Genomic DNA, 22,137 nt, shown 5'->3' on the forward strand with positions numbered 1-22,137 from the left:
GGGCTACGACCACGGTCGGACGCGGGAGACCGGACCGCGTTCCGATGTGCGCGGGCCCGCCCGGGGACGACCGTTGGCGGCATGATCGAGGTACGTGAGCTGACCAAGCGCTACGGCGCGACGACGGCGGTGGACCGCCTGTCGTTCACGGTGCGGCCCGGGGCGGTCACCGGGTTCCTCGGGCCGAACGGCGCGGGGAAGTCGACGACCATGCGGGTGCTGCTGGGCCTGGACGCGGCCGGGTCCGGCGAGGCGCTGGTGAACGGCGGCCGGTACGCGGCGCTGCGGCGGCCGATGTTCGAGGTGGGCGCGCTGCTGGACGCGGGCGCCGTGCACGGCGGGCGGCGGGCGGTGGACCACCTGGGGTGGCTGGCGCGCGGCAACGGCGTCGCGCCGCGCCGGGCGGCCGAGGTGCTGGAGATGGTCGGCCTGGCCGGGGTGGCGCGCAAGCGGGTCGGGAGCTTCTCGCTGGGCATGCGGCAGCGGCTCGGGGTCGCGGCGGCGCTGCTGGGCGATCCGGGGGTGCTGCTGTTCGACGAACCGGTGAACGGCCTGGACCCGGACGGCGTGCGCTGGATCCGCGAGCTGATGCGGTCCCTCGCGGCGGAGGGCCGCACGGTACTGATCTCCAGCCATCTGATGAGCGAGATGGAGCTGACCGCCGACCGGCTGATCGTCATCGGCCGCGGCCGGCTGATCGCCGACACGTCGGTGCGGGAGCTGGCGGACCGGTTCGCGCGGGGGGTGCGGGTGCGTTCGCCGCGCCCGGACGAGCTGACGGCGGTGCTCGCGGCGGCCGGGGGACGTGTGGAGTCCGCGCGGGGCGGCGCGCTCACGGTGACGGGCCTGGACGTGGCCGAGATCGGCGACCGGGCGGCCGCGCACGGCATCCCGCTGCACGAGGTGGCGTCGCAGAGCGCGTCGCTGGAGGAGGCGTACATGGAACTGACCGCGGATCACGCCGAGTTCGGGGCGGTGACGGGATGAGCGCGACGGGGACGGACGGCGCCGCCCGGGACACGGCGAGGCCGCGCGGCGCGCGGGACGGCGCGGCGCGGAGCGGCGGGACGGGGGCGGGCGCGACGGGGGCGGGCGCGATCGCCGCCGAGTGGTACAAGCTGCGCACCGTCCGTTCGACGGCGGCGATCCTCGCGGTGATCGGGGTGGCGTTCCTGTGCTGCCTGCTCTGGTCCCTGTACGCGGTGCGGTACTGGGACGGGCTTTCCGCCGCGGAGCGGGCGCGGCTGGGCGCGGCGCCGCCGACGCAGTTCCTGACGATGGCGCTCCCGGTCTGCGGCGTGGTGCTCGGCGCGCTCACGCTGACCTCGGAGTACGCGACCGGGATGATCCGCACGACCCTCACCGCCCTCCCGCGCCGGCTGCCGCTGCTGGGCGCCAAGGCGCTGGCGGCGGGCGGGCTGATCGGCGCCGCCGGGCTCGTGAGCATCGCGGCGGCGCTGCTGGCGGGCCGGGCGATCGCGGGCGGCCGGCCGATGCCGGGGTTCGGCGGTCCGCTCGCCGAGCACGCCGCCAACGCGGCGGCGGTGGCGGTGACGGCGGCGGCGATCACGCTGATGACGCTGGGCCTGGCGGCGCTGCTGCGCTCGACGGCCGCGACGATCACGACCGGGATGGCGCTGATGTTCGTCGCGCCGCCGCTCGTGCGGCTGCTCCCCGCCCCGTGGGACGACCGGGTCTGGTTGCTGCTGCCGACCGGGTTCCCGAACCAGATCGCGCCGCTGCCGGGTTCGGCGGAGGGCCAGGACGGCATGCCCGCACCCGTCGCGGCGGCGCTGCTGGTCGCCTACGTCGCGGTCATGCTGGGCGCCGGGGCGTTCGCGTTCGCGCGCCGGGACGCCTGACCGGCGCGCGCGAGCGCGGGCGGGGCCGCGGAGGCAGGCGGAAGAACGGCGGCGGAAGGACGGCGGCGTCCGGAGGACGGGCGCCGCCGTCGGCGGGTGCGGACTCAGCCGACCCGCAGGGTCGTCATCCGGACGGCGAGGCGGTCGCGCAGCAGCGCGATGGCCTCGGCGAGCCGCGGGGCGGCCGCCTGGGCGCGCACGATCCGGCCGTCGAGCTCGATGACGGCGCGGGCCAGCGCGGGGCGGGGCAGGGCGGGGTCGGCCACGACGCTGAGCGTGACCTGGACGGACGTGACGGCGCCGTGGGCCTCCGCCAGCGCCTCGCCGACGGCGCGCTCCGCGGCGCCGCGCTCGTGGGCGGTGACGTCGCCCGAGATCAGGAACCGGATGTCGGGTCGCTCACGGGTCGCGTTCATGATTCCCCCAAATCTGGTCGGTGATGGGCCGGAATCCGGCGAGCGCCGCGCAGGACATCGCGGATGTCCGCTTTTGTCCGCTTTCGCGGTGCGCGTGCGCCGCGCCTCCGTACCAGTGAACGCCGGAACGCCGCGAAGTACGCCCGGTGGCGGCGAGACCTTCGTCACCGCGCCGCGTACCTGGGGCGTCCCGCACGAGATCCGCGTCACGCACGGGCGGCGCCCGGCCCCGCGCCCGCCCGGTGGCCGCTCCCCGCGGCGGCCCCGAGCCGGGGACGGTCGCGCGCGCGGGCCTCACCCCCGGCGTCCGGTTCGACACGGCCTCACGTATTGTTCGGCACACCGCCGGGAGCCCGTCATTATCGCGTCACGCGGGACGGCACGGAAAATCGCCGCCGATTGGTCGACGGCGGCACCCGAGAACGCCCGGCAATTCATGGGCCATTGGGGATGCGCCGCCGTTGAAGCGGCCGTGGAATTGGCGCCCCCGCGGCGCCCCGGCGGGGGCGGCGGACACGGTGCGCCGCCGCACCGCCACCGACCGCGTCGAACGACCCCGTGGTCACGCTCCAAGCCGCCCATCCGCGATCACGGCGGGTGAGGGACGCGTTGGCGCGGCATAGGCGGGAGGAGTATCGTCTGCGGCTCCGAACGGCGGGACCGTCCGCACTCGGAGCCGCACGGTACCGCACCGCGCCGCCTGTTCCAGCACGATTGGGAGATTGCCGAAGACGCCTTTTCCATACTTCCCAAAATCGTGCTTCCATCCCCTAACATAGGGCGGTGCCGTTCCGCCCCACGCAGACCCGTCGACTGGCTGGTGACCCCCTTGCCCCAGGATTCAGCTGTTCCGACTCCTCCGGCCGAAGATGATCCGGCCGGACGGCTGATCGACTATCCGCGGCGCGGCGGGCCGACCGTCCTGCGCATTCTGCTCGGCGCGCAACTGCGCCGCCTCCGCGAGGAATGCGGCATCTCCACCGAGCAGGCCGGGTACGAGATCCGCGGCTCCCATTCGAAGATCAGCCGGATGGAGCTGGGCCGGGTCGGTTTCAAGACCCGCGACGTGGCCGACCTCCTCACCCTCTACGGCGTCACCGACCCCGCCGAGCGCGAGCAGATGCTCGAGCTGGCCAAGGAGGCCAACACCCCGGGCTGGTGGCACCGGTACGGCGACGTGCTGCCGAACTGGTTCGAGGCGTACCTCGGGCTCGAGGAGGCCGCCTCCCTGCTGCGCTCCTACGAGCTCCAGTTCGTCCCGGGCCTGCTCCAGACGGAGGACTACGCCCGCGCCGTCGTCCGCCTCGGCTTCCCCGACGCGTCGGAGGAGGAGGTCGAGCGGCGGGTCTGGGTCCGGACCACCCGGCAGGAGCGGTTCACCGCGCCGAGCGCGCCGACGCTGTGGGCGGTCGTGGACGAGGCGGTGGTGCGGCGGCCGCTGGGCGGGCGCGACGTGATGCGGCGCCAGCTGCAGCACCTGATGGAGATGTCGGAGCTGCCGAACGTGACCCTGCAGATCGTGCCGTTCGGCGCGGGCGGGCACGCCGCGGCGGGCGGCCCGTTCACGATCCTGCGGTTCGCGGAGCCCGGCCTGTCCGACGTCGTGTACCTGGAGCAGCTCACGAGCGCCCTGTACCTCGACAAGCCCACCGACGTCGACACCTACATGCGCGCGATGAACAACCTGTGCATCACCGCGGCGCGCCCGGACGACACCGGCGGCCTGCTGAGCGGCGTCCTCGCCGACCTGTGAGGGACCCGGTCCCGCGATCGCGCATCGGCGGGCGGGCGGCGGGGAAGATCGTCCGCATCGGCACGGACCCACGGAAGGGACACGGGATGCTGTTCGGCAAGGAGCACGTCGACCGCTACCGGGAGACCGACGGCGCGGAGGGGCACGACTGGCAGGGGACGGTCACGCTGCTGCTCACCACGACGGGGCGGCGCACCGGGCGGCCGCGGACCACGCCGCTGATCTACCAGCGGGAGGGCGACGCCTATCTGGTGGTCGCGTCCAAGGGCGGCGCGGACGAGCCGCCGCTGTGGTACCTGAACCTGCAGCAGGACCCCGAGGTGCAGGTCCAGGTGAAGGGCGACAGGTTCGCCGCGCGGGCCCGCACCGCCACGCCGGAGGAGAAGCCCGGCTTCTGGAAGAAGATGGCCGCCGTCTGGCCCCAGTACGACGAGTACCAGGCGAAGACCGACCGCGAGATCCCCGTGGTCGTGCTCGAGCCCGTCTGAGCGCGGGCGCCTTTCCCCGCGGTGACGGGCCGTGTAGCGTCGGCCTGGAACATCCGTTCGACCGCCGTCCGTCCGAGGCCGCCGAGGTGCACAGTGCCGACGTCAGAGGGTCCGGCGTCAGAGACGCCCGCGTCACAGTCCGCTGACACCGCCGCGGGCGGAGGCGCCGCCGGGCCGCCCGCGCGGCTCCTGCGGCGCTGGGAGATCGGGCCGGACGCGCGGTTCGCCGACCCCGGTCCGGACGGCGGCGCCTCCCGGCGGTCCCGGCGCGTCGACACGGGGAACGGGTCCTACCTGCTGAAGGAGCATCCCGCCCCGGACCGGCGGCGCATCCTGTTCCGGCATCGGATCGTCTCCGCGCTCGACGAGGCCGGGCTGCCCGTCCTCGCGCCCGTCCCGGCCCGGACCGGGCGGACGCTCGTCACCGCCGCGGGCCGCGGCTACGAGCTGTTCCCCTGGGCCGGCGGGCGCGGGCGGGACGGCCTGGAGCTGACGTTCGCGCAGTGCGAGGCGCTCGGGGGGCTGCTCGGCCGGCTGCACGCGGAGATGGAGCGGCTGACGCCGCCGGTGCAGCAGAGCATGCTGGTGCCCGCGCCGCGCGCCGCGGACGCCGCGGCGGCGGTCGACGCCATGCTGGCGTCCGTCCCGCGGGGCGGCGGCACCGACTTCGACGCGCTGTCGGAGCGGCGGCTGCGGGAGCGGCGGGCGCTGCTGGAGGAGTTCGCCGACCACCAGCCGCCGGACGCGGAGGTCTGCACGGTCGGGCACCTGCACGGGTCGTTCCACGGCGGGAACCTGCGGTACGGGGGCGCGGGCAACGTGACCGCGGTCCTCGGCTGGGACGGGCTCACGACGGGCCCCGTGGCGGGCGAGGTGGTGCGGGCGGCCGCGCGGCTGTTCGCGGGCGAGGACGACCGCGGCCTCGATCTCGACCGGGTGCAGGCGTTCGTCCGGGGGCACCGCGCGTCGTTCCCGCTCGACGCGGGGCAGATCCAGTCGGCGGTGCACCGCGCGTGGTGGGAGCGGCTCTGCGACGTCGCGCCGCTGCGTCGGCGGTACCTCGGCGAGGACGGCGCCCGCGGCGCGGAGCGTCAGGCGCAGGTGCGCGGGCACGCGGCGCTGGTGACCTGGTGGTCGGCCCATCTGGAGCGGACGCTCGACGCGTTCGCCGCCCCGTACGCGCCGGGCGCCGGGGACGGTCCGGCCGCCGAGGCCGGCGCGGACGTCCCGGGCGACGAGCACGCCTACGGCTGACGTCGGCGGATGCCGGCGTCCCGTGATATTCATGGGAACAGATTTGTACCATTCAGTCCAAATAGGAGACGATCATGAGTGAAGTCGCCCTGCTCGGAACCGGGATCATGGGCACCGCGATGGCCCGCACCCTGCTGCGCGACGGGCACCGGGTCACGGTGTGGAACCGGACGGCGGCCCGCGCGGAGCCGCTGCGCGCCGACGGCGCCGCCGTGGCGTCCTCCCCCGCCGAGGCGGTGACCGGCGCCGAGGTGGTCATCACCGTCCTCGGGGACGGCGAGACGGCGCTGGCGGTCATGGCCGACGCGGCGCCGGGCCTGCGCCCCGGGCAGGTCTGGGCGCAGATGGGCACCGTCGCCGTGGACGACGTGCCGCGGCTGGCCGCCCTGGCCGCCGAACACGGCCCGACGTTCGTGGACGCCCCCGTCCAGGGCACCAAGCAGCCCGCCGAGCAGGGCAACCTGGTCGTCCTCGCCGCGGGGCCGCAGAAGGCGCGGCCGGTGCTGGAGCCGGTGTTCGGCACGCTCGGCAGCCGGACGCTGTGGCTGGACGAGGACGGTTCGGCCGCCGCGGGCACCCGGCTGAAGCTCGCCGCCGTCAGCTACGCGATCTCGCTCACCTCGGTGATCGCCGAGTCGGTCGCGCTGACCCGGGCTCTCGGGCTCGACGCGGCCCTGCTCGGGGAGGTCCTCACCGGCGGCCCGCTCGACAACGCGTACCTGCAGGTGAAGATGAAGGCGATCGTGGACGACGAGCTCGCGCCGAGCTTCGCCGTGCGGACCGCGGAGAAGAACACCCGCATCATCCACGACGCCGCCGCGGCCGCCGGGATCCGCGTCGACGTCAACGACGCGGCGGGCGAGCGGTTCCGCCGCGCAATCGAGCAGGGCCACGGCGACGCCGACATGGCCGCGACCTACCACGCGAGCTTCCCCGGCTGACCGGGGCTCGCCCGGAGACGGCCCGGGAACGGTCCGGTTTCGGGCGGGGGCCGCTTCCGGGGCGGGGCGGGCGCCGGGTGAGGATGGGGTCATGGAGGTATTGAGCAGCCGTATTCTGCTTCGTCCGGCGGACCCTGAGCGCAGTCAGCGCTTCTACCGGGACGTTCTGGGGCTCGCCGTCTACCGGGAGTTCGGCCCGCCCGACTCCCCCGGCGTCGTGTTCTTCCTCGGCTCCGGGTTCCTGGAGGTGTCGGGGCACGGCGCCGGCGAGGGCGGGCCGGCCGCGATGATCTGGCTTCAGGTGCGCGACGTGCGTGCCGAGCACGAACGGCTCGCGGCGGCCGGGGCGCGGATCGTCCGGGAGCCCCGCGAGGAGCCGTGGGGACTGGTGGAGATGTGGATCGAGGACCCCGCGGGCGTCAAGATCGTTATCGTGGAGGTGCCGGAGGGGCATCCGCTCCGCCGCGACACCCGCTGACCCCGTCCCTCCCCCGGTGGCGCCCATGGCCGTGAGCGCGGCAGACGAGTACTGGAACCACAACACCCACTACCACCCGCTCGTGCTGCGCGGCGTCCCGCGCGGCTGCCGGGAGGCGCTGGACGTCGGCTGCGGGGACGGGCTGCTCGCCCGCCGGCTCGCGCCCCACGCGGGCCGCGTCACCGGGCTCGACCGGTCCGCGGAGATGATCGAGCGCGCCCGGGCGCTGACCGGGGACGCGGCCGGCGTCCGGTTCGTCGAGTCCGGGCTGCTGGAGTACGACCTGCCCGAGGCCCGCTACGACTTCGTCTGCAGCGTCGCGGCGATCCACCACATGGACTTCACCGCCGCGCTGACCGCGATGCGCGACGCCGTCCGGCCGGGCGGGACGCTCGTGGTGATCGGCCTCGCGAACAACGCGGGTCTCGGCGACCTGCTGTATTCGGCCGCCGGAGTCCCGGCGCACCATTTCCACCGCTTCCGCAACCGGCGCACCGCCGGCGACCCCGGCGCCCCGATCGCCGATCCGGACATGACGTGGGCCGAGGTGCGCGACGAGGCCCGGCGCGTGCTGCCGGGCGCCGCGTTCCGCCGTCGTGTTCTCTGGCGGTATTCGCTGGTGTGGCGGAGGCCGCGCCGATCTCCCGGACATCCCGGGGCAACCTCCGCATAACGCGCCGAAACACTGGAAAACCCTGGAATTGTCTGGGACCTCCTGTACCGTCTGCCGCATGTCCCGCTCCCCCGACGCGCCGACCCCCGACGCGCTCGAAGCCCGCATCGCCGAGCTGCGCACGGGCGTGCGCCGGGCGATGGCGGCCGGGGACCGGCGGACGGCCCGCGAGCTGCGCGGGGAGCTGCGGCGCGCCGAGGACGCCTGGGACGACCTCGTCCTCGGCGACGCCACGGACGCCGGGGCCCCGGCGGACCTCCGCGCGGCCGGGTCGCGGCGCCCCTCCGGCGGACGGGCGCAGGCCGCGGCGCCAGGGAAGGGCGGGCGCGCGAAGAGAACCCCCAAGGGGTCCGCGAAAGGCTCGTCCGGGAGCGGCGCGAAGGCCGCGAAGGGCGGCGGCAAGGGCGCGCGCCGCGGCCTCCTGCCGGTCCGCGAGCAGGTGCACCAGGCGCTGACGCTGCTCGGCGTCCCGTCCGCCCCCAAGCTCGTCGGGTCGGTGTACGCGGCGTTCTTCCCCGGCGAGATCGCGGCGGGCAGGCTGTCGAGCCTGCGCCGCGACGAGGAGCGCTCGTTCCGCACCGCCCCCTACGCCCGGCCGTACTACCTGTGCGCCGCGCTCACCGCGGACCTGCTCGCCCCCGCCCGCGGCCTGCTCACCGTCAGCACGTGGCCGCTGGAGCGCCGCATCGTGGGCCCGCTGAGCCCGCGCACCGATTTCCTGACGTCCGCGATCCGGCTGGCCGAGCACGCCGATGCCCGGCTGACCGGACGCGGCGAACCGAACGCCGAAGTGCAGCGGCTGCTGTGGCGTTTCGCGTCCAACATTCCCGGTGCGGTCGACGGTACGGTCGGTACCGTCGATCCGGCCGTGCTCGCCGAGGCCGCCCGGGAGGAGCTGGAGGTGCACCGGGAGGCCGACCGGCGGCGGCGCGAGTCGGCCGCCGGGCGCGCCCTGGACCGGCTCGACGACGCGGAACGGCTGTTCGGCAGCCGGCTGCGGGCCCTGCAGGACGCCCCACGGCGCCCTGCCGTCAATGGAGAGACGGACCGATGACCGAGACCGCGCCGGACCTGGACCGGCTGCGCGGCGGCGCTCCCCCGCGCAACCACGACGCACGCACGATCGCCGCGCTGACCGGCAATCCCGGTTGCGCCCGCCGCGGGGTGATGGACGCGGCGGGGGTCGACAAGGACGCGGTGGCGCGGGCGCTCGGGTTCCCGGCGCCGTTCGGCCAGTCGCAGTTCGCGATCACGCGCGGGAACGCCTTCGAGGCGCAGGTGAAGGCCGACGGGTGCGCCGAGCTGCTGACGCTGCTGCGCGACACGCTCGGGCTCGCCGTCCCGGAGGTCGCCTACGACGACCTCGAGGTGGTGGCGGGCAACGAGGGCCGGGAGCTGCGCCACACCCGGACGCGGCGGCTGCTCGCCCGCGCGCTGGAGTCCGGCGAGGGCACGCTGTTCGACCACCCGCTGCTGCGCCTCGACATCGCCGGGCGGCCCGCCTACCTGGAGCCGGACGTCATCGCGTTCCAGTTCGCGGGACGGCTGCACGTGATCGAGATCAAGTCGTTCGCGGTGGTGGACGGGCAGGCCGAGCCGGAGCAGGTCGCGGCGGCGGCCCGGCAGTCGGCGGTGTACGTGCTGGCGCTGCGGCGCCTGGTGGAGGAACTGGGACACGACCCGGCGCGCGTGTCGCACGAGGTGTTCCTGGTCTGCCCCGAGAACTTCTCGAACCGGCCGACGGCGACGCCGCTGGACGTCCGCCCGCAGCTCGCCGTCCTGAAGCGGCAGCTCGCCCGGCTCACCCGCATCGACCGCATCCTGGACGAGCTCCCGGACGACCTGACGTTCGAGCCCGGCGACGCGCTCGCCGAGTCGGTGCGCGCGGTCGAGGCCCGGTACGCACCCGAGTGCATGGCGGGCTGCGAGATGGCGCTGTTCTGCCGCGACGAGGCGCGGGCGTGCGGGGCGACGGGCGCGCTCGGCCGCGCGGTCCGCGACGACCTCGGCGGCGTGGACGCGATCGGGACCGCGCTGGCGCTCGCCGACGGCACCCTGGCGCCGTCCGACGACCTGGCCGAGACCGCCGAGCAGCTGCGCACCGCCGCCCGGCTGCGCGCCGAGGCGCTGGCCGGAGCGGCGCAGGGCGCCGCGTGATCGGCACATGAGCGCGCTGTCCTCGCTCGCCCGCCTGCAGGCCGCGGCCGCCGGGATCGCGCAGCCGCTCGCCACCGTGCGGCACTGCCACGTCTCGGCGGCGCCGCTGGTGCTGATCCCGCTGCGGCTCGCCGGGGAGGCGGCGGCGCCGCTGGCGATGATGCTCGGCGCCGACCGCGACGACCCGTCGCTGCTGGTCGTCCCGCAGCCGCGCAACCGCGACCTGCGGTTCGCGTTCGCCGCCGAGGCCGCCAAGCTCGTCCTGAACCACATCGAGACCAGCCGCGGCGCCGTCGAGAGGCCCCCGCCGAGCCGGTCCGCCGCCAAGTCCGGGGAGGCCGAGGAGCGGATCCGGTACGGGGACGCGCCGCAGGTGCTGGTGCCGAACCGCGGCGGCGTCACGTTCCTGCGGCTGCTCGGCCGCTCCACCCGGTTCCGCAGCACCGAGGGCCCCTACGCGGTGGACCCGGCGGTGCCGGTGCTCGGCCGGTGGCTGACCTGGTTCGCCGACCGGCACGACCATCCGGGGTCGTCGCTGCTGCTGGCGATGACGGAGACGCTGCGGCTGCACTGGGCGACGGGGCAGAGCTCCCTGGAGGACGGCAACCTCGCGGCGCTGCTCGGCTGGATCGATCCGCCGGACGGCATGGACGGACCGGCCGCCGCCGCCCGCGCCGAGGACCCGGTGACGTGCCCGCCGGCCGGGCCCGCGACCGACCCGACGTTCGACAACGAGGTGCTCGCCCCCGCGATCGCCGCCTACGACCGGTCCAACGGCGCGCCCCGTGCCGAGGAGCGACTGCGCGCCGCCGTCGCGTCCCAGCTCGCCCCCACCTGGGACCTGATGTGGCGGGCCGTCGACCTGCTGCGCGCCCTGCCCGAGGGCGCGAGCGTCCCGCGCCGCTGGGAGCGCGACCGGGACTCGTTCACCTATTACCACCAGACGTTCGGCGAGGCGTATCCTCAGGCGCGCCGCGACACGCCCGTCCGGGCGGCGCGGCGGCTGCACGATCTGGAGCGCGCGCAGGACGCCTACGAGGCGCAGCGGGCGTTCGACGACCCGCTGGTCATGGCCGAGCACCGGCTGTCCGGCCAGGCGTTCGGCGGCGTCGTCACCGAGTGCGACCCGACCCGCCTGGACGAGACCGGCAAGCGGCCGAAGCTGCGCCCGTACCTGCGGGTCGCCACCGAGGACCCGGTCCGGCTCGACGTGGGCACGACCGTGTGCAACGCCGCGCGGCCCGCGCTGAAGGGGAGGATCGTGGAGTTCGGCACGGGGGGCGTGCTGCTGGAGCTGACCGGCGGGATGGGCCGCAAGCTCACCCCGGAGCCCGGTGCCGTCCCGCGGGTCGGCGAACGGGTGTGCTTCACGTCGCTGACCGAGGGCTCGTTCGGGCAGGCGAAGTTCCCCGACCGGGAGGACACGCCGTGGACCCACGGCGGGCCGCCCGCGGACTACGTGCCGACCGACGAGGACGCCGAAGAGGAATGGTCATGACCACGGGCGAGACCACGGGCCGTGCCGCGCCGGGAACGCGCCGCCTGACGCCGGTGCCCTCGCCGGCTCCCGCGCCCGCGGGACGTCCGGACGCCGGGGCCGGCGGGGCTCCCGCGGAGGATCCGGGGAAGGCCGCGGCCCGCGTCGTCGACGCCGTCCTGGCGGACCTGTCCGGCGCCCACCGCGGCGTGGTCGTCGACTCCCCGCCCGGCGCGGGCAAGTCCACGCTGGTGGTCCGCGCCGCCGGGCACCTCGCCGACGCGGGCGAGCGGCTGATGATCGTCGCGCAGACGAACGAGCAGGTCGACGACCTCATCGAGCGGATCGCCGACGCGCATCCGCGGCTGACGATCGGCCGGCTGTCGGCGTCGCAGTACGTGCCGTCCGAGCGGGTGCTGGCGCATCCGCAGGTGCAGGTGCGGCAGAAGGCCGGCGACCTCGCCGAGCAGGCCGTCGTGATCGCGACGGCCGCGAAGTGGGCGACGCTGGCGGACGGATCGTGGCCGTGGGCGATCGTCGACGAGGCCTACCAGATGCGGTCGGACATGCTGCTGCGCATCGCCGGCCGGTTCGAGCGGGCGCTGTTCGTGGGCGACCCGGGCCAGCTCGACCCGTTCTCCACGGTGGAGGTCGAACGCTGGGCGGGGCTCGCGTGGGACCCGATGCGCAGCGCCGTGTCGGTCCTGCTCGCCCACAATCCGGACCTGCCCGTCCACCGGCTGCCGGTGTCGTGGCGGCTGCCCGCGTCGGCGGCGCCGGTCGTGGCGGACGCCTTCTACCCGTTCACCCCGTTCCGGGCCGGGACGGGCCCGGACGACCGGCGGCTCGAGTTCTCCGCGGGCGGCATGGGCACCACCTACGACCGGGCGCTGGAGGAGGCCGCCGCGACCGGCTGGGCCCTGTTCGAGCTGCCCGCCCGGCACACGCTGCGCACCGACGCCGAGGCGGTCCGGGCGACGGCGGCGCTCGCCGTCCGGCTGCTGCAGCGCGGCCCGGTCGCGCACTCGGAGAAGGGGACGGCGCAGGTCGACGCGTCCCGCGTCGCGATCGGCGCGGCGCACCGCGACCAGGTCACCGCGATCCGCGCCGCGCTCGGCCCGCACGGCGCGGGGATCACCGTCGACACCGCGAACCGCCTGCAGGGCCGCGAGTACGACGTCACGGTCGTCCTGCACCCGCTCTCGGGCCGCCGCGACGCCACCGCGTTCCATCTGGAGTCGGGGCGGCTGTGCGTGCTGACGTCCCGGCACCGGCACGCGTGCGTCGTGGTGGCGCGGGCGGGCATCCCCGAGCTGCTGGACGCCCACCCGTCGGCCGAGCCCGTGCACCTCGGCGTCCCGGTGAAGTTCCCGGACGGGTGGGAGGCGAACCAGTCGGTTCTCGCGCACCTGTCCCGGCACCGCGTCGCGGCGGGCTGAGCCCGGCTACGCGGGCCCGGCGGTCGCGGCCCAGCGGCCGTTGTGCCGGGTGATCGTGATCGGGTGGTCGAAGCACGCGCTGACCGCCTCGGTGGTGAGCACGTCCCCGGCGGCGCCGGACGCCAGCACCCGCCCCTCCCGCAGGAGCAGCGCGTGGCTGGTGCTGGCCGGCAGCTCCTCCAGGTGGTGGGTGACGAGCACGGTCGTCAGGTCCGGGCGGTCGGCGCGGAGCCGGTCGATTCCGGCGAGCAGCCGCTCGCGGGCGGCGACGTCCAGGCCGGTCGCGGGCTCGTCGAGGAGCAGCAGCGGCGGGTCGGGCATCAGGGCCCGCGCGATCAGCGACCGCCCGCGCTCGCCCTGCGACAGGTTCGGCCAGCGGGCGTCCGCGCGGTGCGCCAGGCCCATCAGCGCGATCAGTTCGTCCGCGCGGTCCAGCTCGTCACCGGTGGGCGTCCAGCGCGGCACCAGCTCGATCGTGCCGGTGACGCCGGTGAGGACGATCTCGCGGACCGTCCGCGCAGACTCCAGCGGGTGGCGGGGGTCGACGTGGCCGATCATCCTGCGGACCCGCTGCACGTCGACGCGGCCGAGCCGGTGCCCGAGGATCTCGGCGGAACCACGGGTCGGGTGGGTGTAGGCGCCGAGGATGCCGAGCAGGGTGCTCTTGCCGGCGCCGTTCGGCCCGAGCAGCGCCCAGTGCTCGCCGCGCAGCACGGTCATGGTCACCCCGTCGAGCAGGAGGCGCCGTTCGCGGACGAGGTCGATCTTGTCGGCGTTCAGGACGACGCCGGGCACGGCGGGGGGCATCGGGACCTCCGTTCGGGAGCCGGGCGCGCGCGGAGGGTCGTGGAACACCGGGTCACGGGGACCTGAACCGCGGGACGCTCCGGGGCGGACGGACGCGGGCGTGGGCCGGGGTCGCCGGGCGCGGGCGTCGAAAGTGATCTTCAACTTATCCGAACCGCCCGGCACCCGGGTACAACGGAAGCCCCCGGACGGATACTGTGAGAGCCGGTGCCTCAGCGATCAGGGGAGGGACATGGAGGACATCGGCTTCATGTGCGCCCGCTGCGGCGGCGAGGTGCACGACGTCACGCACAACCGCGAGGGATCGCTCGACGGCGTCGGCTACCGCCACAACCGCAGGGTGGAGCCGTGGGATCACGAGCTGGAGCTCGCGGTCGGCGAGCCCGCCGTGCAGGACCGGGCGTGCGACTTCTGCGGGGGCCCGGAGACGAGCTGGCTGTACTACCCCACGCTCGACCCCGAGGACACCGACATGTTCGAGGTCGAGCTGGACACCACGCACCTGTCGGACGACGACACCGCGGTGGCCGTCCTGAACATGCTGTACCCGTGGTACGCGTGCGACACGTGCTCGGTGCTCGTCGCCGACCGCAACGTCGACCGGCTCATCGCCCGCGCCCTGGACCGCACGCCCGTCCGCCCCGACGGGCCCGTGGACGAGGAGACCGTCCGGGCGCGCCTGCGGGGCTCGCTGTCGGTGTTCTTCACCACGCGGCCGGGCCGGCCGCAGCCGTCGCGCGCCGTCTGAGCCGCCGCCCGCGCGCCGGTGCGAGCGGGGTCGGCGCTTCGGACGTCCGACCGGCTCATTATGATCGGTCCCGTTTTTGCGGCGGATCGTGAGCGCGGGGGAAACGGCAAGTGATCATCGAAAGACGGTTCCACGGCCCGGACGAGTCGGGCAACGGCGGCTACGTGGCGGGGCTGCTGGCGAAGCGGGTGCCGACCGACACCGTCACCGTGACCCTGCGGCTGCCTCCGCCGCTGGACGCGGAACTCACCGTGACGGCGGAGGACGAGCGGTGGCACAGCGTCCGGCTGTGGGACGGCGAGCGGCTGATCGCCGAGGCGCTGGCGGGCGCGATCGTGGTGCCGCCCGTCCCGGGCGTCCCGTTCGAGGAGGCGGAGAAGGCCGCGGAGAAGTACCGGGCGGCGGAGAACAACCCGTTCCCCGGCTGCTTCGTGTGCGGCCCGGACCGCGAGCCCGGAGACGGGCTGCGGCTGGAGCCGGGCCCGGTCGCTGAGGACACGGTGGCGACGCCGTGGACGCCCGAGGACGTCCCGGGACGGGAGCTGGTGTGGGCGGCCCTGGACTGCCCGGGCGCCTGGTCGTTCGACGTGGCCGCCCGCCCGGCGGTGCTCGGCACGATGACCGCGCAGGTCTCCGACGTGCCCGAGGCCGGGGAGCGCTGCGTGGTCATGGGGGCTACGCGCAGCCGCGAGGGCCGCAAGACGCACACGGCGACGGCGCTGTACGGGGCGGACGGCCGGCTGCTGGGCCGCGCCGAGCAGATCTGGATCGAAATCGACCCGGAGCGGTTCGGGAGCTGATCCGGGGCCCGGCGGCGGGGCGTCCGCGCCGCCGGGCGGGCCCGCCGGGGCGGGTCACGGGCCGGTGAACAGGGGGTCCTCCCGGTCCGAGCCGTTCACGGTGCGGCCCTGCTCGGCCCGGGCGCCGTTCGGGGCGCCGTTCGCTCCGGGGACGGGATACGGCGCGGCGCCCGGGGTCCCGTGGGGTCCGGTGCCGCCCTGGGCGGGGCCGCCGATGGGCGGCGGGCCCGGGGGCACGCCCGGCGCCTGCGGGCCGTTCTGGGCGGGCCCGTTGCGCATGGCGGTGCTCTGCATCTGGCCGCTCTGCATCCGGCCGCCCTGCGGCGCGCCCGACGCGAAGGTGCCCTGGGTGAACTGGTCCACCTGGCGGCGGGCCCGGTCGGCCTCGGCGCGGGCCGCGTCGCGCTCCTCGGCCAGCGCGGTCAGCGCGGCCTGCTGGTCGGCGACCGACTGCGACAGCTGCCGCACCTGCGCCGCCTGCTCGTTCAGCCGGCCCGTCAGCTCGTCCCGTTCGGCCGCCGCGGCCTGCGCCTGCGCCTGCGCGGCGTCGCGGTCCTTGACGGCCTCGTCGGCGCGGGCCTGGACGCGGACGACCTCGGCCTCCGCCTCGGACTGGGCGCGCAGCGCGGCGCTGCGCTCGGCCTCCGCCTTGCTGGCGGCCTGCATCGCGCGCTGCCGCTGCGCCTCGGCGTCCCGCATGGCGTTGCGCAGGTCCTCGGCGCCCTGCTTGGCGACGGCCGCCTCGACGCGCTGCGACTCGGCGGCGCTCTCCGCCTCGGACACCTTGGCGTGCAGCTCGACGAGCTCGGCGCGGGCGCTCTCCAGCGCGGACAGCAGCTCGGCCTCGCGGGCGGCGATGCGGTCGCGCTCGCTCTCGGCGGCCAGTTTCGCGGTCATCGACTGCTGCGCGATCTGGTGCGCCTCCTCCCACGCCTGCTGGGCGGCGTCCCGCTTGGCGGTCGCGAGCCTGGCCTCCTCCCGGGCGCGCTCGGCTTCCCGCTCGGCGTTCTCCGCGCGCTGGCGGGCGGAGGTCGCCTCCTGCCATGCCTCCTCGGCGCGGCGCTGGGACGCGTCGCGCTCGGTCTGCGCGATGGCCAGCTCGCGGGCGGCCTCGGCCCGCACCTCGGCGACGCGCCGCTCCACCCCGGCGACGCTCAGCTCGGAGGTCAGCGACTCGGCGAGCACGTCGGCGGCCTTCTCCAGCCGCTCGACCATCTCCCAGGTGGAGGCGACGTGCCCGGTGAGGCCCGGCGCGTCCCGGCCGCGTTCCCGGCGCTCGCGGGCCTCGCGGGCGCACGTGCCGTCGTCGTCCTGGCAGTAGCGGACCACGCGGGTCGCCCCCACCGGCTGCGGCACGGGACGCCCGCAGTTCGCGCACGGCCACACCGTGACGGGGTCGCCCATGCGGGCCACCGCCGTCTCCCCCGATCCCCCGGACGCGCCGACGTCGCCGCCCGGCCCCCCGGGGACCGCGGCCGAAGACGTCGCGGCCGTCTCCTGCGGGCCGCTATTGTCGCGCTCTTGGCTGTTAGGCATGGAATGAACGATACGCACTAGTCGTCGGGACCGCAGTGACTTGGGTGGCAGATGTGGGGCCGCCCGCGACGCACCCGGCGACGGAAAACGGCCCCGCCCGGCGGCCGGGATCGCTTCGCGGGACGCCGCCCGCTCCGCGGGGATGGGCTTCGGCGCGCCGCCGGGCGCCTGCCCGCGCCCCGCGACAAAGGGGACGCGGGAGCGGGTCACAGCTGGGCCATGGCCTTGCGGATGCGCTTGTCGGACACCGGGTAGCGCGTCCCGAGCTGCTGGGCGAACAGGCTGACCCGGAACTCCTCGATCATCCACCGGACGTGCCGCACCGGCTCGTCCTCGCGGCGGGCCGGGTGCAGCCGCTGGAGCGTCCGGCGGTACTCCTCCTTGAGCGCCTCGACCTGGCCCGCGAGCAGCCGGTCCCGGTTCGGGTTCTCCGGGAGCTTGTCGAGCCTGGCCTGGAGGGCGCGCAGGTAGCGGACGAGGTCGGGCAGCCGCGCCGCGCCCGTCGCGGTGACGAACCCGGGCCGGACGAGCGACTCCAGGTGGCCGCGCGCGTCGGACAGCGCCGGGACGAGCGCGATGCTCTTCGTCCCGCGGATGCGGCGGTCGACCTCGTGCGCCTCGGCGAGGATCCGCTCGACCTGCGCGACGATCCGCGCCGTCGCGTCGTGCAGGTCGGCGCGGACCCGGTCGTACAGGGCGCGGAACCCGGCCTCGTCCCACGCGGGCCCGCCCGCCTCGGCCATCAGCAGGTCGGCGGCGGCCGTGACGCAGTCGTCGAACAGCGCGGCGGTGGAGCCGTGCGGGTTGTGGCTGAGCGCCAGCTTGCCCTGGTTCGTCAGGCGGCTCTGGATGAGCTTCACCGGCGACGGCGCGTTCAGCAGGACGAGGCGGCGGGTCCCGCGCCACATCGCGCGGCGCTGCTCGGCCTCCGTCTCGTACATGCGGACGGCGACGGCGTCGCCCTCGTCGGTGAGCGCGGGGTAGGCCTTGACGTCGTAGCCGGCCTGCTTCCGCTCGTAGGTGCGGGGCAGCTCGCCGATCGTCCAGTCGGTGAGACCGGTCCGCTCAACGGTCGACGCCGCCTTCGACAGCGTGCCCCGCACCTTGCCCGCGAGGCGGCGCTTCAGCCCGTCCAGGTCGGTGCCCTCGCCGAGGGTGCGGTTCCGGTCGTCGACCACGCGGAACGTGATCCGCAGGTGGGCGGGCAGGCGGGCGGGGTCCCACGCCTCCCGCGCCACCGGGACGCTCGTCAGCGCCGTGAGCTCGCGCTCCAGCGCGTCCAGGAGCGGTTCGCTGCGCGGCGCGACCCGGTCGAGGACCTTGCGGGCGTAGTCGGGCGCGGGCACGAAATTGACCCGCAGCTGCTTGGGCAGCGACCGGATCAGCTCGGTGACCAGTTCGGCGCGCAGGCCGGGGACCTGCCACTCGAACCCGTCCGGGCGGACCTGGTTGAGGACCTGCACCGGGATGTGGACGGTCACGCCGTCGGCGTCCGCGCCCGGCTCGAACTGGTACGTCAGCCGCAGCCGCAGCGGGCCCTGCTTCCACACGTCCGGGTAGTCGGCCTCGCTGACCCCGTCGGCCGAGTCGTTGATGAGCATCGACTTCTCGAACCCGAGCAGGTCGGGGTCGGTGCGGCGGGCCTTCTTCCACCAGGCGTCGAAGTGCCGGCCGGACACGACGTCCGCGGGGATCCGCGCGTCGTAGAAGTCGAACAGGGTCTCGTCGTCCACGAGGATGTCGCGGCGCCGGGCGCGGTGCTCCAGCTCCTCGACCTCGTCGAGCAGGGCCCGGTTGTCGTGGAAGAACCTGTGGTGGGTCTCCCAGTCGCCCTCGACGAGCGCGTGCCGGATGAACAGCTCCCGCGACAGCGCCGGGTCGATGGAGCCGTAGTTGACGCGGCGGTCCGCCACGATCGGGACGCCGTAGAGGGTGACCTTCTCGTGCGCCATGACGGCCGCCTGCTTCTTGGACCAGTGCGGCTCGCTGTAGTTGCGTTTCACCAGGTGCCCGGCGAGCGGCTCGACCCACTCGGGCTCGATCTTGGCGTTGATCCGGCCCCAGAGCCGGGACGTCTCGACGAGCTCGGCCGACATCACCCAGCGCGGCGGCTTCTTGAACAGCGCGGACCCGGGGAACACGGCGAACTTCGCGCCGCGGGCCCCGATGTACTCGTGCCCGCGCCGCGGTTTCTCGCGCTTGGCCGGGTCGCCGCGCCCCGCCCGTTCGGACCGTCCGGGCGTGTCCATCAGCCCGATGTGCGACAGCAGGCCCGACAGCAGCGACACGTGGACGCGGTCGGGCGGGGCGTCGGCGTCGTTCAGGGTGACGCCGAGGGACTTGGCGACCTGCTTGAGCTGGCCGTGCAGGTCCTGCCATTCGCGGATCCGCAGGAAGTGCAGGAACTCGTTCTTGCACATGCGGCGGAACGCGCTTCCCGACAGCTCCTTCTGCCGTTCGCGCAGGTAGTTCCACAGGTTCAGGTAGGCGAGGAAGTCGGAGGTCGGGTCGGCGAACCGCCGGTGCATCTCGTCGGCGGCCTGCTGGTGCTCGGCGGGCCGCTCCCGCGGGTCCTGGATGGACAGCGCGGCGGCGATGACGAGGACCTCGCGGACGCAGCCGTTGCGGTCGGCCTCCAGGACCATGCGGGCCAGCCGCGGGTCGATCGGGAGCTGCGCGAGCCGGCGGCCCAGCGGGGTGAGGCGCTTGCGCGGGTCCTTCTCGGCCGGGTCGATCGCGCCCAGCTCGTGCAGCAGGTCGACACCCGCCTTGACGTTGCGGCGGTCCGGCGGCTCGACGAACGGGAACGCGGCGATGTCGCCCAGCCCGAGCGCCGTCATCTGCAGGATCACGGACGCGAGGTTGGTGCGCAGGATCTCGGGGTCGGTGAACTCCGGGCGGGACTCGAAGTCCTCCTCGGAGTACAACCGGATGCACACGCCCTCGGAGACGCGGCCGCAACGGCCCTTGCGCTGGTTCGCCGACGCCTGCGACACCGGCTCGATCGGGAGCCGCTGCACCTTCAGGCGGTGGCTGTAGCGGGAGATCCGGGCCGTGCCGGGGTCCACGACGTACTTGATGCCGGGGACGGTCAGGGACGTCTCCGCGACGTTCGTCGACAGGACGATGCGGCGCCCGCGGTGCGGCTGGAACACCCGATGCTGCTCGGCCGCCGACAGGCGCGCGTACAGGGGCAGGACCTCGGTCGTCCCCCGCTGCCGCGCGAGGTGCTTGGTCAGGGCCTCCGCGGTGTCGCGGATCTCCCGCTCGCCGCTGAGGAACACGAGCACGTCCCCGGGGGCCTCGCGGCCCAGCTCGTCCACCGCGTCGATGATCGCCTGGATCTGGTCGCGGTCCGGGTCGGCGGACGGGTCGTCGGGATCGGTGACGGGCCGGTACCGGACCTCGACCGGGTAGGTGCGGCCGGACACCTCCACGATCGGGGCGTCGTCGAAGTGCCGGGAGAACCGCTCCGGATCGATCGTGGCCGAGGTGATGATCACCTTGAGGTCGGGCCGCTTCGGCAGGATCTCCTTGACGTACCCGAGCAGGAAGTCGATGTTGAGGCTGCGCTCGTGCGCCTCGTCGATGATCAGCGTGTCGTACTGCCGCAGCAGCCGGTCCGTCTGGATCTCGGCGAGCAGGATCCCGTCCGTCATCAGCTTGACGAGCGTGCCGTCGCTCGACTTGTCGGTGAACCGCACCTTGTAGCCGACGGTGTCGCCCAGGTCGGTGCCGAGTTCCTCGGCGATACGGTCGGCGACGGTGCGGGCGGCCAGCCGGCGCGGCTGGGTGTGGCCGATGGAGCCGAGCACGCCGCGCCCGAGCTCCAGGCAGATCTTGGGGATCTGGGTGGTCTTGCCCGATCCGGTCTCGCCCGCGATGATCACGACCTGGTGGTCGCGGACGGCGGCGAGGATGTCGTCCTTCTTCTGCGCGACCGGCAGTTCGGCCGGGTACGTGATCGCCGGGACGGCGGCGCGGCGCCGCTCGACGCGGCGCTCGGCGGCCGCGACCTCGGCGGCGATCTCCTCGGCGACCTTCGCCCGCCGCGCGGCGTCCTTGATCTTCTCGGTGCCGTCGATGCGGCGGCGCAGCCTGCTGCGGTCGCGCGGCATCAGTTCGGGCAGGCGCGCGCGCAGGTCGGCGAGCGGCGATCTCACAGGCGTCCTCATAACCGTTGACAAGGATAGGCCGCGGGCGTCGCGCCCCTTCCTCGGCCGGGGGCTCATCGGGCGCCGCCCTCGGAACCTTTGCACGGTAGCCGGACGGCTCCCGGCGGGGCGATCCATTTTCCGGCGGCGCCCGAACCACAACGCGTCGCCGGAGGCCGCCATTCCCCGATCGCCGGACGTACCGGAATCATCACGCAACGTAGTGCGCGGGCGCCCGCGTTGAGTCACCATGGGTAGACGTGAGCACACCGAGCGCCGCCGGCCGCTACCGGATCGACCGCCTCCTCGGGACGGGCGGCTTCGCGTCCGTCTGGCTGGGCCACGATCCGGACCTCGACTCCCCCGTCGCGATCAAGATCCTCGGCGAGCACTGGACGCTCCACGCCGACGTGCGGGAACGGTTCGTCCAGGAGGCCCGGCTGCTGCGCCGCGCCGACTCGCACCGGCTCGTCCAGGTCTTCGACATCGGCGAGCTGCCCGACGGGCGCCCGTACTTCGTGATGACCTACGCCGACCTGGGCACGCTGGAGGAGCGGCTCGCGGCCGGGCCGCCCGCCGGGCCCGGCGCGCTCGCGGACGCGCTGGCCCTCGTCCGCGAGATCGCGCGCGGCGCGCAGGACCTGCACGACCTCGGGGTCGTCCACCGGGACCTCAAGCCGTCCAACGTGCTGCTGCGGACGGCGCCCGGCGGCGGCGAGCGCGTCATGATCGCCGACCTGGGCATCGCGCGGACCGGCGACCGCCTGTCCAGCCTGACGCTGCCCGCCGGGTCGCCCGGCTACATGGCGCCCGAGCAGACGCAGGTCGACGGGGCGCCCGACCACCGCGCCGACGTCTACGGGCTCGGCGCCCTCGCCCACCATCTGCTCACCGGGGAGCCGCCCGGCACCCCGGCCCGCCCGCCGGGCGACGTCCGTCCGGGCGTCCCGCCGGAGGTGGACGCGGCCGTGCTGCGGGCGCTCGATCCCGACCGGGAGCGGCGCTGGCGGACGGCGGCCGACTTCGGGGCCGCGCTGGAGGGCCGGGCAAGCCCGGAGGGAGCGGAGGGGGCGGAGGGGGCGGCCGGTCCGCCCGTCGGGCCGGGCGCGCCCGCGGACGCGCCGCCGACCGTCCCTGACGCGGGCCCCCCGCAC

Annotated in this window: 19 protein-coding genes; 15 read left to right on the forward strand and 4 right to left on the reverse strand. The window is 75.1% G+C overall.

Annotation, left to right across the window (positions count from 1 at the left end):
* Positions 1–81 precede the first annotated feature (81 nt).
* Complete coding sequence (locus tag ACFQ11_RS22770; protein ID WP_378301841.1) at positions 82–987, forward strand: ATP-binding cassette domain-containing protein; 906 nt, start codon at positions 82–84, stop codon at positions 985–987.
* Positions 984–1,862 carry an ABC transporter permease subunit gene (locus ACFQ11_RS22775; RefSeq protein WP_378301843.1) on the forward strand — a complete coding sequence of 293 codons (879 nt, stop codon included), beginning with the start codon at positions 984–986 and terminating at the stop codon, positions 1,860–1,862. The genes ACFQ11_RS22770 and ACFQ11_RS22775 overlap by 4 nt, the downstream gene beginning before the upstream one ends.
* Positions 1,863–1,966: 104 nt before the next feature.
* On the opposite strand, the gene ACFQ11_RS22780 is transcribed toward ACFQ11_RS22775, so the two are convergent.
* Complete coding sequence (locus ACFQ11_RS22780; protein WP_378301845.1) at positions 1,967–2,278, reverse strand: hypothetical protein; 312 nt, start codon at positions 2,276–2,278, stop codon at positions 1,967–1,969.
* An 886-nt stretch (positions 2,279–3,164) separates the two neighbouring features.
* Here ACFQ11_RS22780 and ACFQ11_RS22785 point away from each other — a divergent pair.
* The 10 genes from ACFQ11_RS22785 (at position 3,165) to ACFQ11_RS22830 (ending at position 12,938) form a co-directional block, all read left to right on the forward strand.
* The gene (locus tag ACFQ11_RS22785) at positions 3,165–4,031 is read left to right on the forward strand and encodes a helix-turn-helix domain-containing protein (RefSeq protein ID WP_378301882.1); all 867 of its coding nucleotides are present in this window, start codon (positions 3,165–3,167) and stop codon (positions 4,029–4,031) included.
* 86 nt (positions 4,032–4,117) lie between these two features.
* The gene (locus ACFQ11_RS22790; RefSeq protein ID WP_378301847.1) at positions 4,118–4,519 is read left to right on the forward strand and encodes a nitroreductase family deazaflavin-dependent oxidoreductase; all 402 of its coding nucleotides are present in this window, start codon (positions 4,118–4,120) and stop codon (positions 4,517–4,519) included.
* Positions 4,520–4,612: 93 nt separating this feature from the next.
* On the forward strand, positions 4,613–5,773 hold the full coding sequence (locus ACFQ11_RS22795; protein ID WP_378301849.1) for a phosphotransferase enzyme family protein: 1,161 nt from the start codon (positions 4,613–4,615) through the stop codon (positions 5,771–5,773).
* 74 nt (positions 5,774–5,847) lie between these two features.
* Positions 5,848–6,714 (forward strand): NAD(P)-dependent oxidoreductase, encoded by an 867-nt coding sequence (locus ACFQ11_RS22800; protein ID WP_378301851.1) that lies wholly within the window; start codon positions 5,848–5,850, stop codon positions 6,712–6,714.
* Between the two features lie 91 nt (positions 6,715–6,805).
* The gene (locus ACFQ11_RS22805; protein WP_378301853.1) at positions 6,806–7,192 is read left to right on the forward strand and encodes a VOC family protein; all 387 of its coding nucleotides are present in this window, start codon (positions 6,806–6,808) and stop codon (positions 7,190–7,192) included.
* 25 nt (positions 7,193–7,217) lie between these two features.
* Positions 7,218–7,865, forward strand: coding sequence for a class I SAM-dependent methyltransferase (locus ACFQ11_RS22810; protein ID WP_378301855.1), 648 nt, complete (start codon positions 7,218–7,220; stop codon positions 7,863–7,865).
* Between the two features lie 58 nt (positions 7,866–7,923).
* Positions 7,924–8,919, forward strand: coding sequence for a hypothetical protein (locus ACFQ11_RS22815; RefSeq protein WP_378301857.1), 996 nt, complete (start codon positions 7,924–7,926; stop codon positions 8,917–8,919).
* A complete protein-coding gene (locus ACFQ11_RS22820) occupies positions 8,916–10,022 on the forward strand; it encodes a hypothetical protein (RefSeq protein ID WP_378301859.1) in 1,107 nt (368 codons plus the stop codon). The genes ACFQ11_RS22815 and ACFQ11_RS22820 overlap by 4 nt, the downstream gene beginning before the upstream one ends.
* A gap of 7 nt (positions 10,023–10,029) precedes the next feature.
* The gene (locus tag ACFQ11_RS22825) at positions 10,030–11,520 is read left to right on the forward strand and encodes a hypothetical protein (RefSeq protein ID WP_378301861.1); all 1,491 of its coding nucleotides are present in this window, start codon (positions 10,030–10,032) and stop codon (positions 11,518–11,520) included.
* Entirely contained in the window at positions 11,517–12,938 is a 1,422-nt protein-coding gene (locus ACFQ11_RS22830) for an AAA domain-containing protein (protein ID WP_378301864.1), read from the forward strand. Before ACFQ11_RS22825 ends, ACFQ11_RS22830 begins: the two co-directional genes overlap by 4 nt.
* A gap of 6 nt (positions 12,939–12,944) precedes the next feature.
* Here the strand turns inward: ACFQ11_RS22830 and ACFQ11_RS22835 are convergent, their stop codons facing one another.
* Positions 12,945–13,745 (reverse strand): ABC transporter ATP-binding protein, encoded by an 801-nt coding sequence (locus tag ACFQ11_RS22835; protein ID WP_378301866.1) that lies wholly within the window; start codon positions 13,743–13,745, stop codon positions 12,945–12,947.
* A gap of 232 nt (positions 13,746–13,977) precedes the next feature.
* Between ACFQ11_RS22835 and ACFQ11_RS22840 the strand changes: the two genes are divergently transcribed.
* Together ACFQ11_RS22840 and ACFQ11_RS22845 are read left to right on the forward strand one after the other, a co-directional pair.
* The gene (locus ACFQ11_RS22840) at positions 13,978–14,493 is read left to right on the forward strand and encodes a hypothetical protein (RefSeq protein WP_378301868.1); all 516 of its coding nucleotides are present in this window, start codon (positions 13,978–13,980) and stop codon (positions 14,491–14,493) included.
* A gap of 110 nt (positions 14,494–14,603) precedes the next feature.
* Positions 14,604–15,293, forward strand: coding sequence for a hypothetical protein (locus tag ACFQ11_RS22845; protein ID WP_378301870.1), 690 nt, complete (start codon positions 14,604–14,606; stop codon positions 15,291–15,293).
* Between the two features lie 54 nt (positions 15,294–15,347).
* Here the strand turns inward: ACFQ11_RS22845 and ACFQ11_RS22850 are convergent, their stop codons facing one another.
* Positions 15,348–16,829: a coiled-coil domain-containing protein gene (locus tag ACFQ11_RS22850; RefSeq protein WP_378301872.1), complete on the reverse strand. Its 1,482-nt coding sequence runs from the start codon at positions 16,827–16,829 to the stop codon at positions 15,348–15,350.
* A gap of 206 nt (positions 16,830–17,035) precedes the next feature.
* The gene (gene hrpA / locus ACFQ11_RS22855; protein ID WP_378301874.1) at positions 17,036–21,004 is read right to left on the reverse strand and encodes an ATP-dependent RNA helicase HrpA; all 3,969 of its coding nucleotides are present in this window, start codon (positions 21,002–21,004) and stop codon (positions 17,036–17,038) included.
* 239 nt (positions 21,005–21,243) lie between these two features.
* Here hrpA and ACFQ11_RS22860 point away from each other — a divergent pair.
* Positions 21,244–22,137 (forward strand): serine/threonine-protein kinase (locus tag ACFQ11_RS22860; protein WP_378301876.1); only part of this gene is annotated, 894 nt, incomplete at its 3' end.

Source organism: Actinomadura sediminis (genome assembly GCF_042675525.1).
Taxonomy (GTDB): Bacteria; Actinomycetota; Actinomycetes; order Streptosporangiales; family Streptosporangiaceae; genus Spirillospora; species Spirillospora sediminis.

What these genes read in the sequence shown, in the direction of transcription:
- ACFQ11_RS22800 (WP_378301851.1), top strand. Translation starts at nt 5,848, where the DNA reads ATGAGTGAAGTCGCCCTGCTCGGAACCGGGATCATGGGCACCGCGATG.
- ACFQ11_RS22805 (WP_378301853.1), top strand. Translation starts at nt 6,806, where the DNA reads ATGGAGGTATTGAGCAGCCGTATTCTGCTTCGTCCGGCGGACCCTGAG.
- ACFQ11_RS22775 (WP_378301843.1), top strand. Translation starts at nt 984, where the DNA reads ATGAGCGCGACGGGGACGGACGGCGCCGCCCGGGACACGGCGAGGCCG.
- ACFQ11_RS22850 (WP_378301872.1), bottom strand. Translation starts at nt 16,829, where the DNA reads ATGCCTAACAGCCAAGAGCGCGACAATAGCGGCCCGCAGGAGACGGCC.
- ACFQ11_RS22825 (WP_378301861.1), top strand. Translation starts at nt 10,030, where the DNA reads ATGAGCGCGCTGTCCTCGCTCGCCCGCCTGCAGGCCGCGGCCGCCGGG.
- ACFQ11_RS22840 (WP_378301868.1), top strand. Translation starts at nt 13,978, where the DNA reads ATGGAGGACATCGGCTTCATGTGCGCCCGCTGCGGCGGCGAGGTGCAC.
- ACFQ11_RS22820 (WP_378301859.1), top strand. Translation starts at nt 8,916, where the DNA reads ATGACCGAGACCGCGCCGGACCTGGACCGGCTGCGCGGCGGCGCTCCC.
- ACFQ11_RS22810 (WP_378301855.1), top strand. Translation starts at nt 7,218, where the DNA reads ATGGCCGTGAGCGCGGCAGACGAGTACTGGAACCACAACACCCACTAC.
- ACFQ11_RS22830 (WP_378301864.1), top strand. Translation starts at nt 11,517, where the DNA reads ATGACCACGGGCGAGACCACGGGCCGTGCCGCGCCGGGAACGCGCCGC.
- ACFQ11_RS22815 (WP_378301857.1), top strand. Translation starts at nt 7,924, where the DNA reads ATGTCCCGCTCCCCCGACGCGCCGACCCCCGACGCGCTCGAAGCCCGC.
- ACFQ11_RS22770 (WP_378301841.1), top strand. Translation starts at nt 82, where the DNA reads ATGATCGAGGTACGTGAGCTGACCAAGCGCTACGGCGCGACGACGGCG.
- hrpA (WP_378301874.1), bottom strand. Translation starts at nt 21,004, where the DNA reads ATGAGGACGCCTGTGAGATCGCCGCTCGCCGACCTGCGCGCGCGCCTG.
- ACFQ11_RS22790 (WP_378301847.1), top strand. Translation starts at nt 4,118, where the DNA reads ATGCTGTTCGGCAAGGAGCACGTCGACCGCTACCGGGAGACCGACGGC.
- ACFQ11_RS22780 (WP_378301845.1), bottom strand. Translation starts at nt 2,278, where the DNA reads ATGAACGCGACCCGTGAGCGACCCGACATCCGGTTCCTGATCTCGGGC.
- ACFQ11_RS22835 (WP_378301866.1), bottom strand. Translation starts at nt 13,745, where the DNA reads ATGCCCCCCGCCGTGCCCGGCGTCGTCCTGAACGCCGACAAGATCGAC.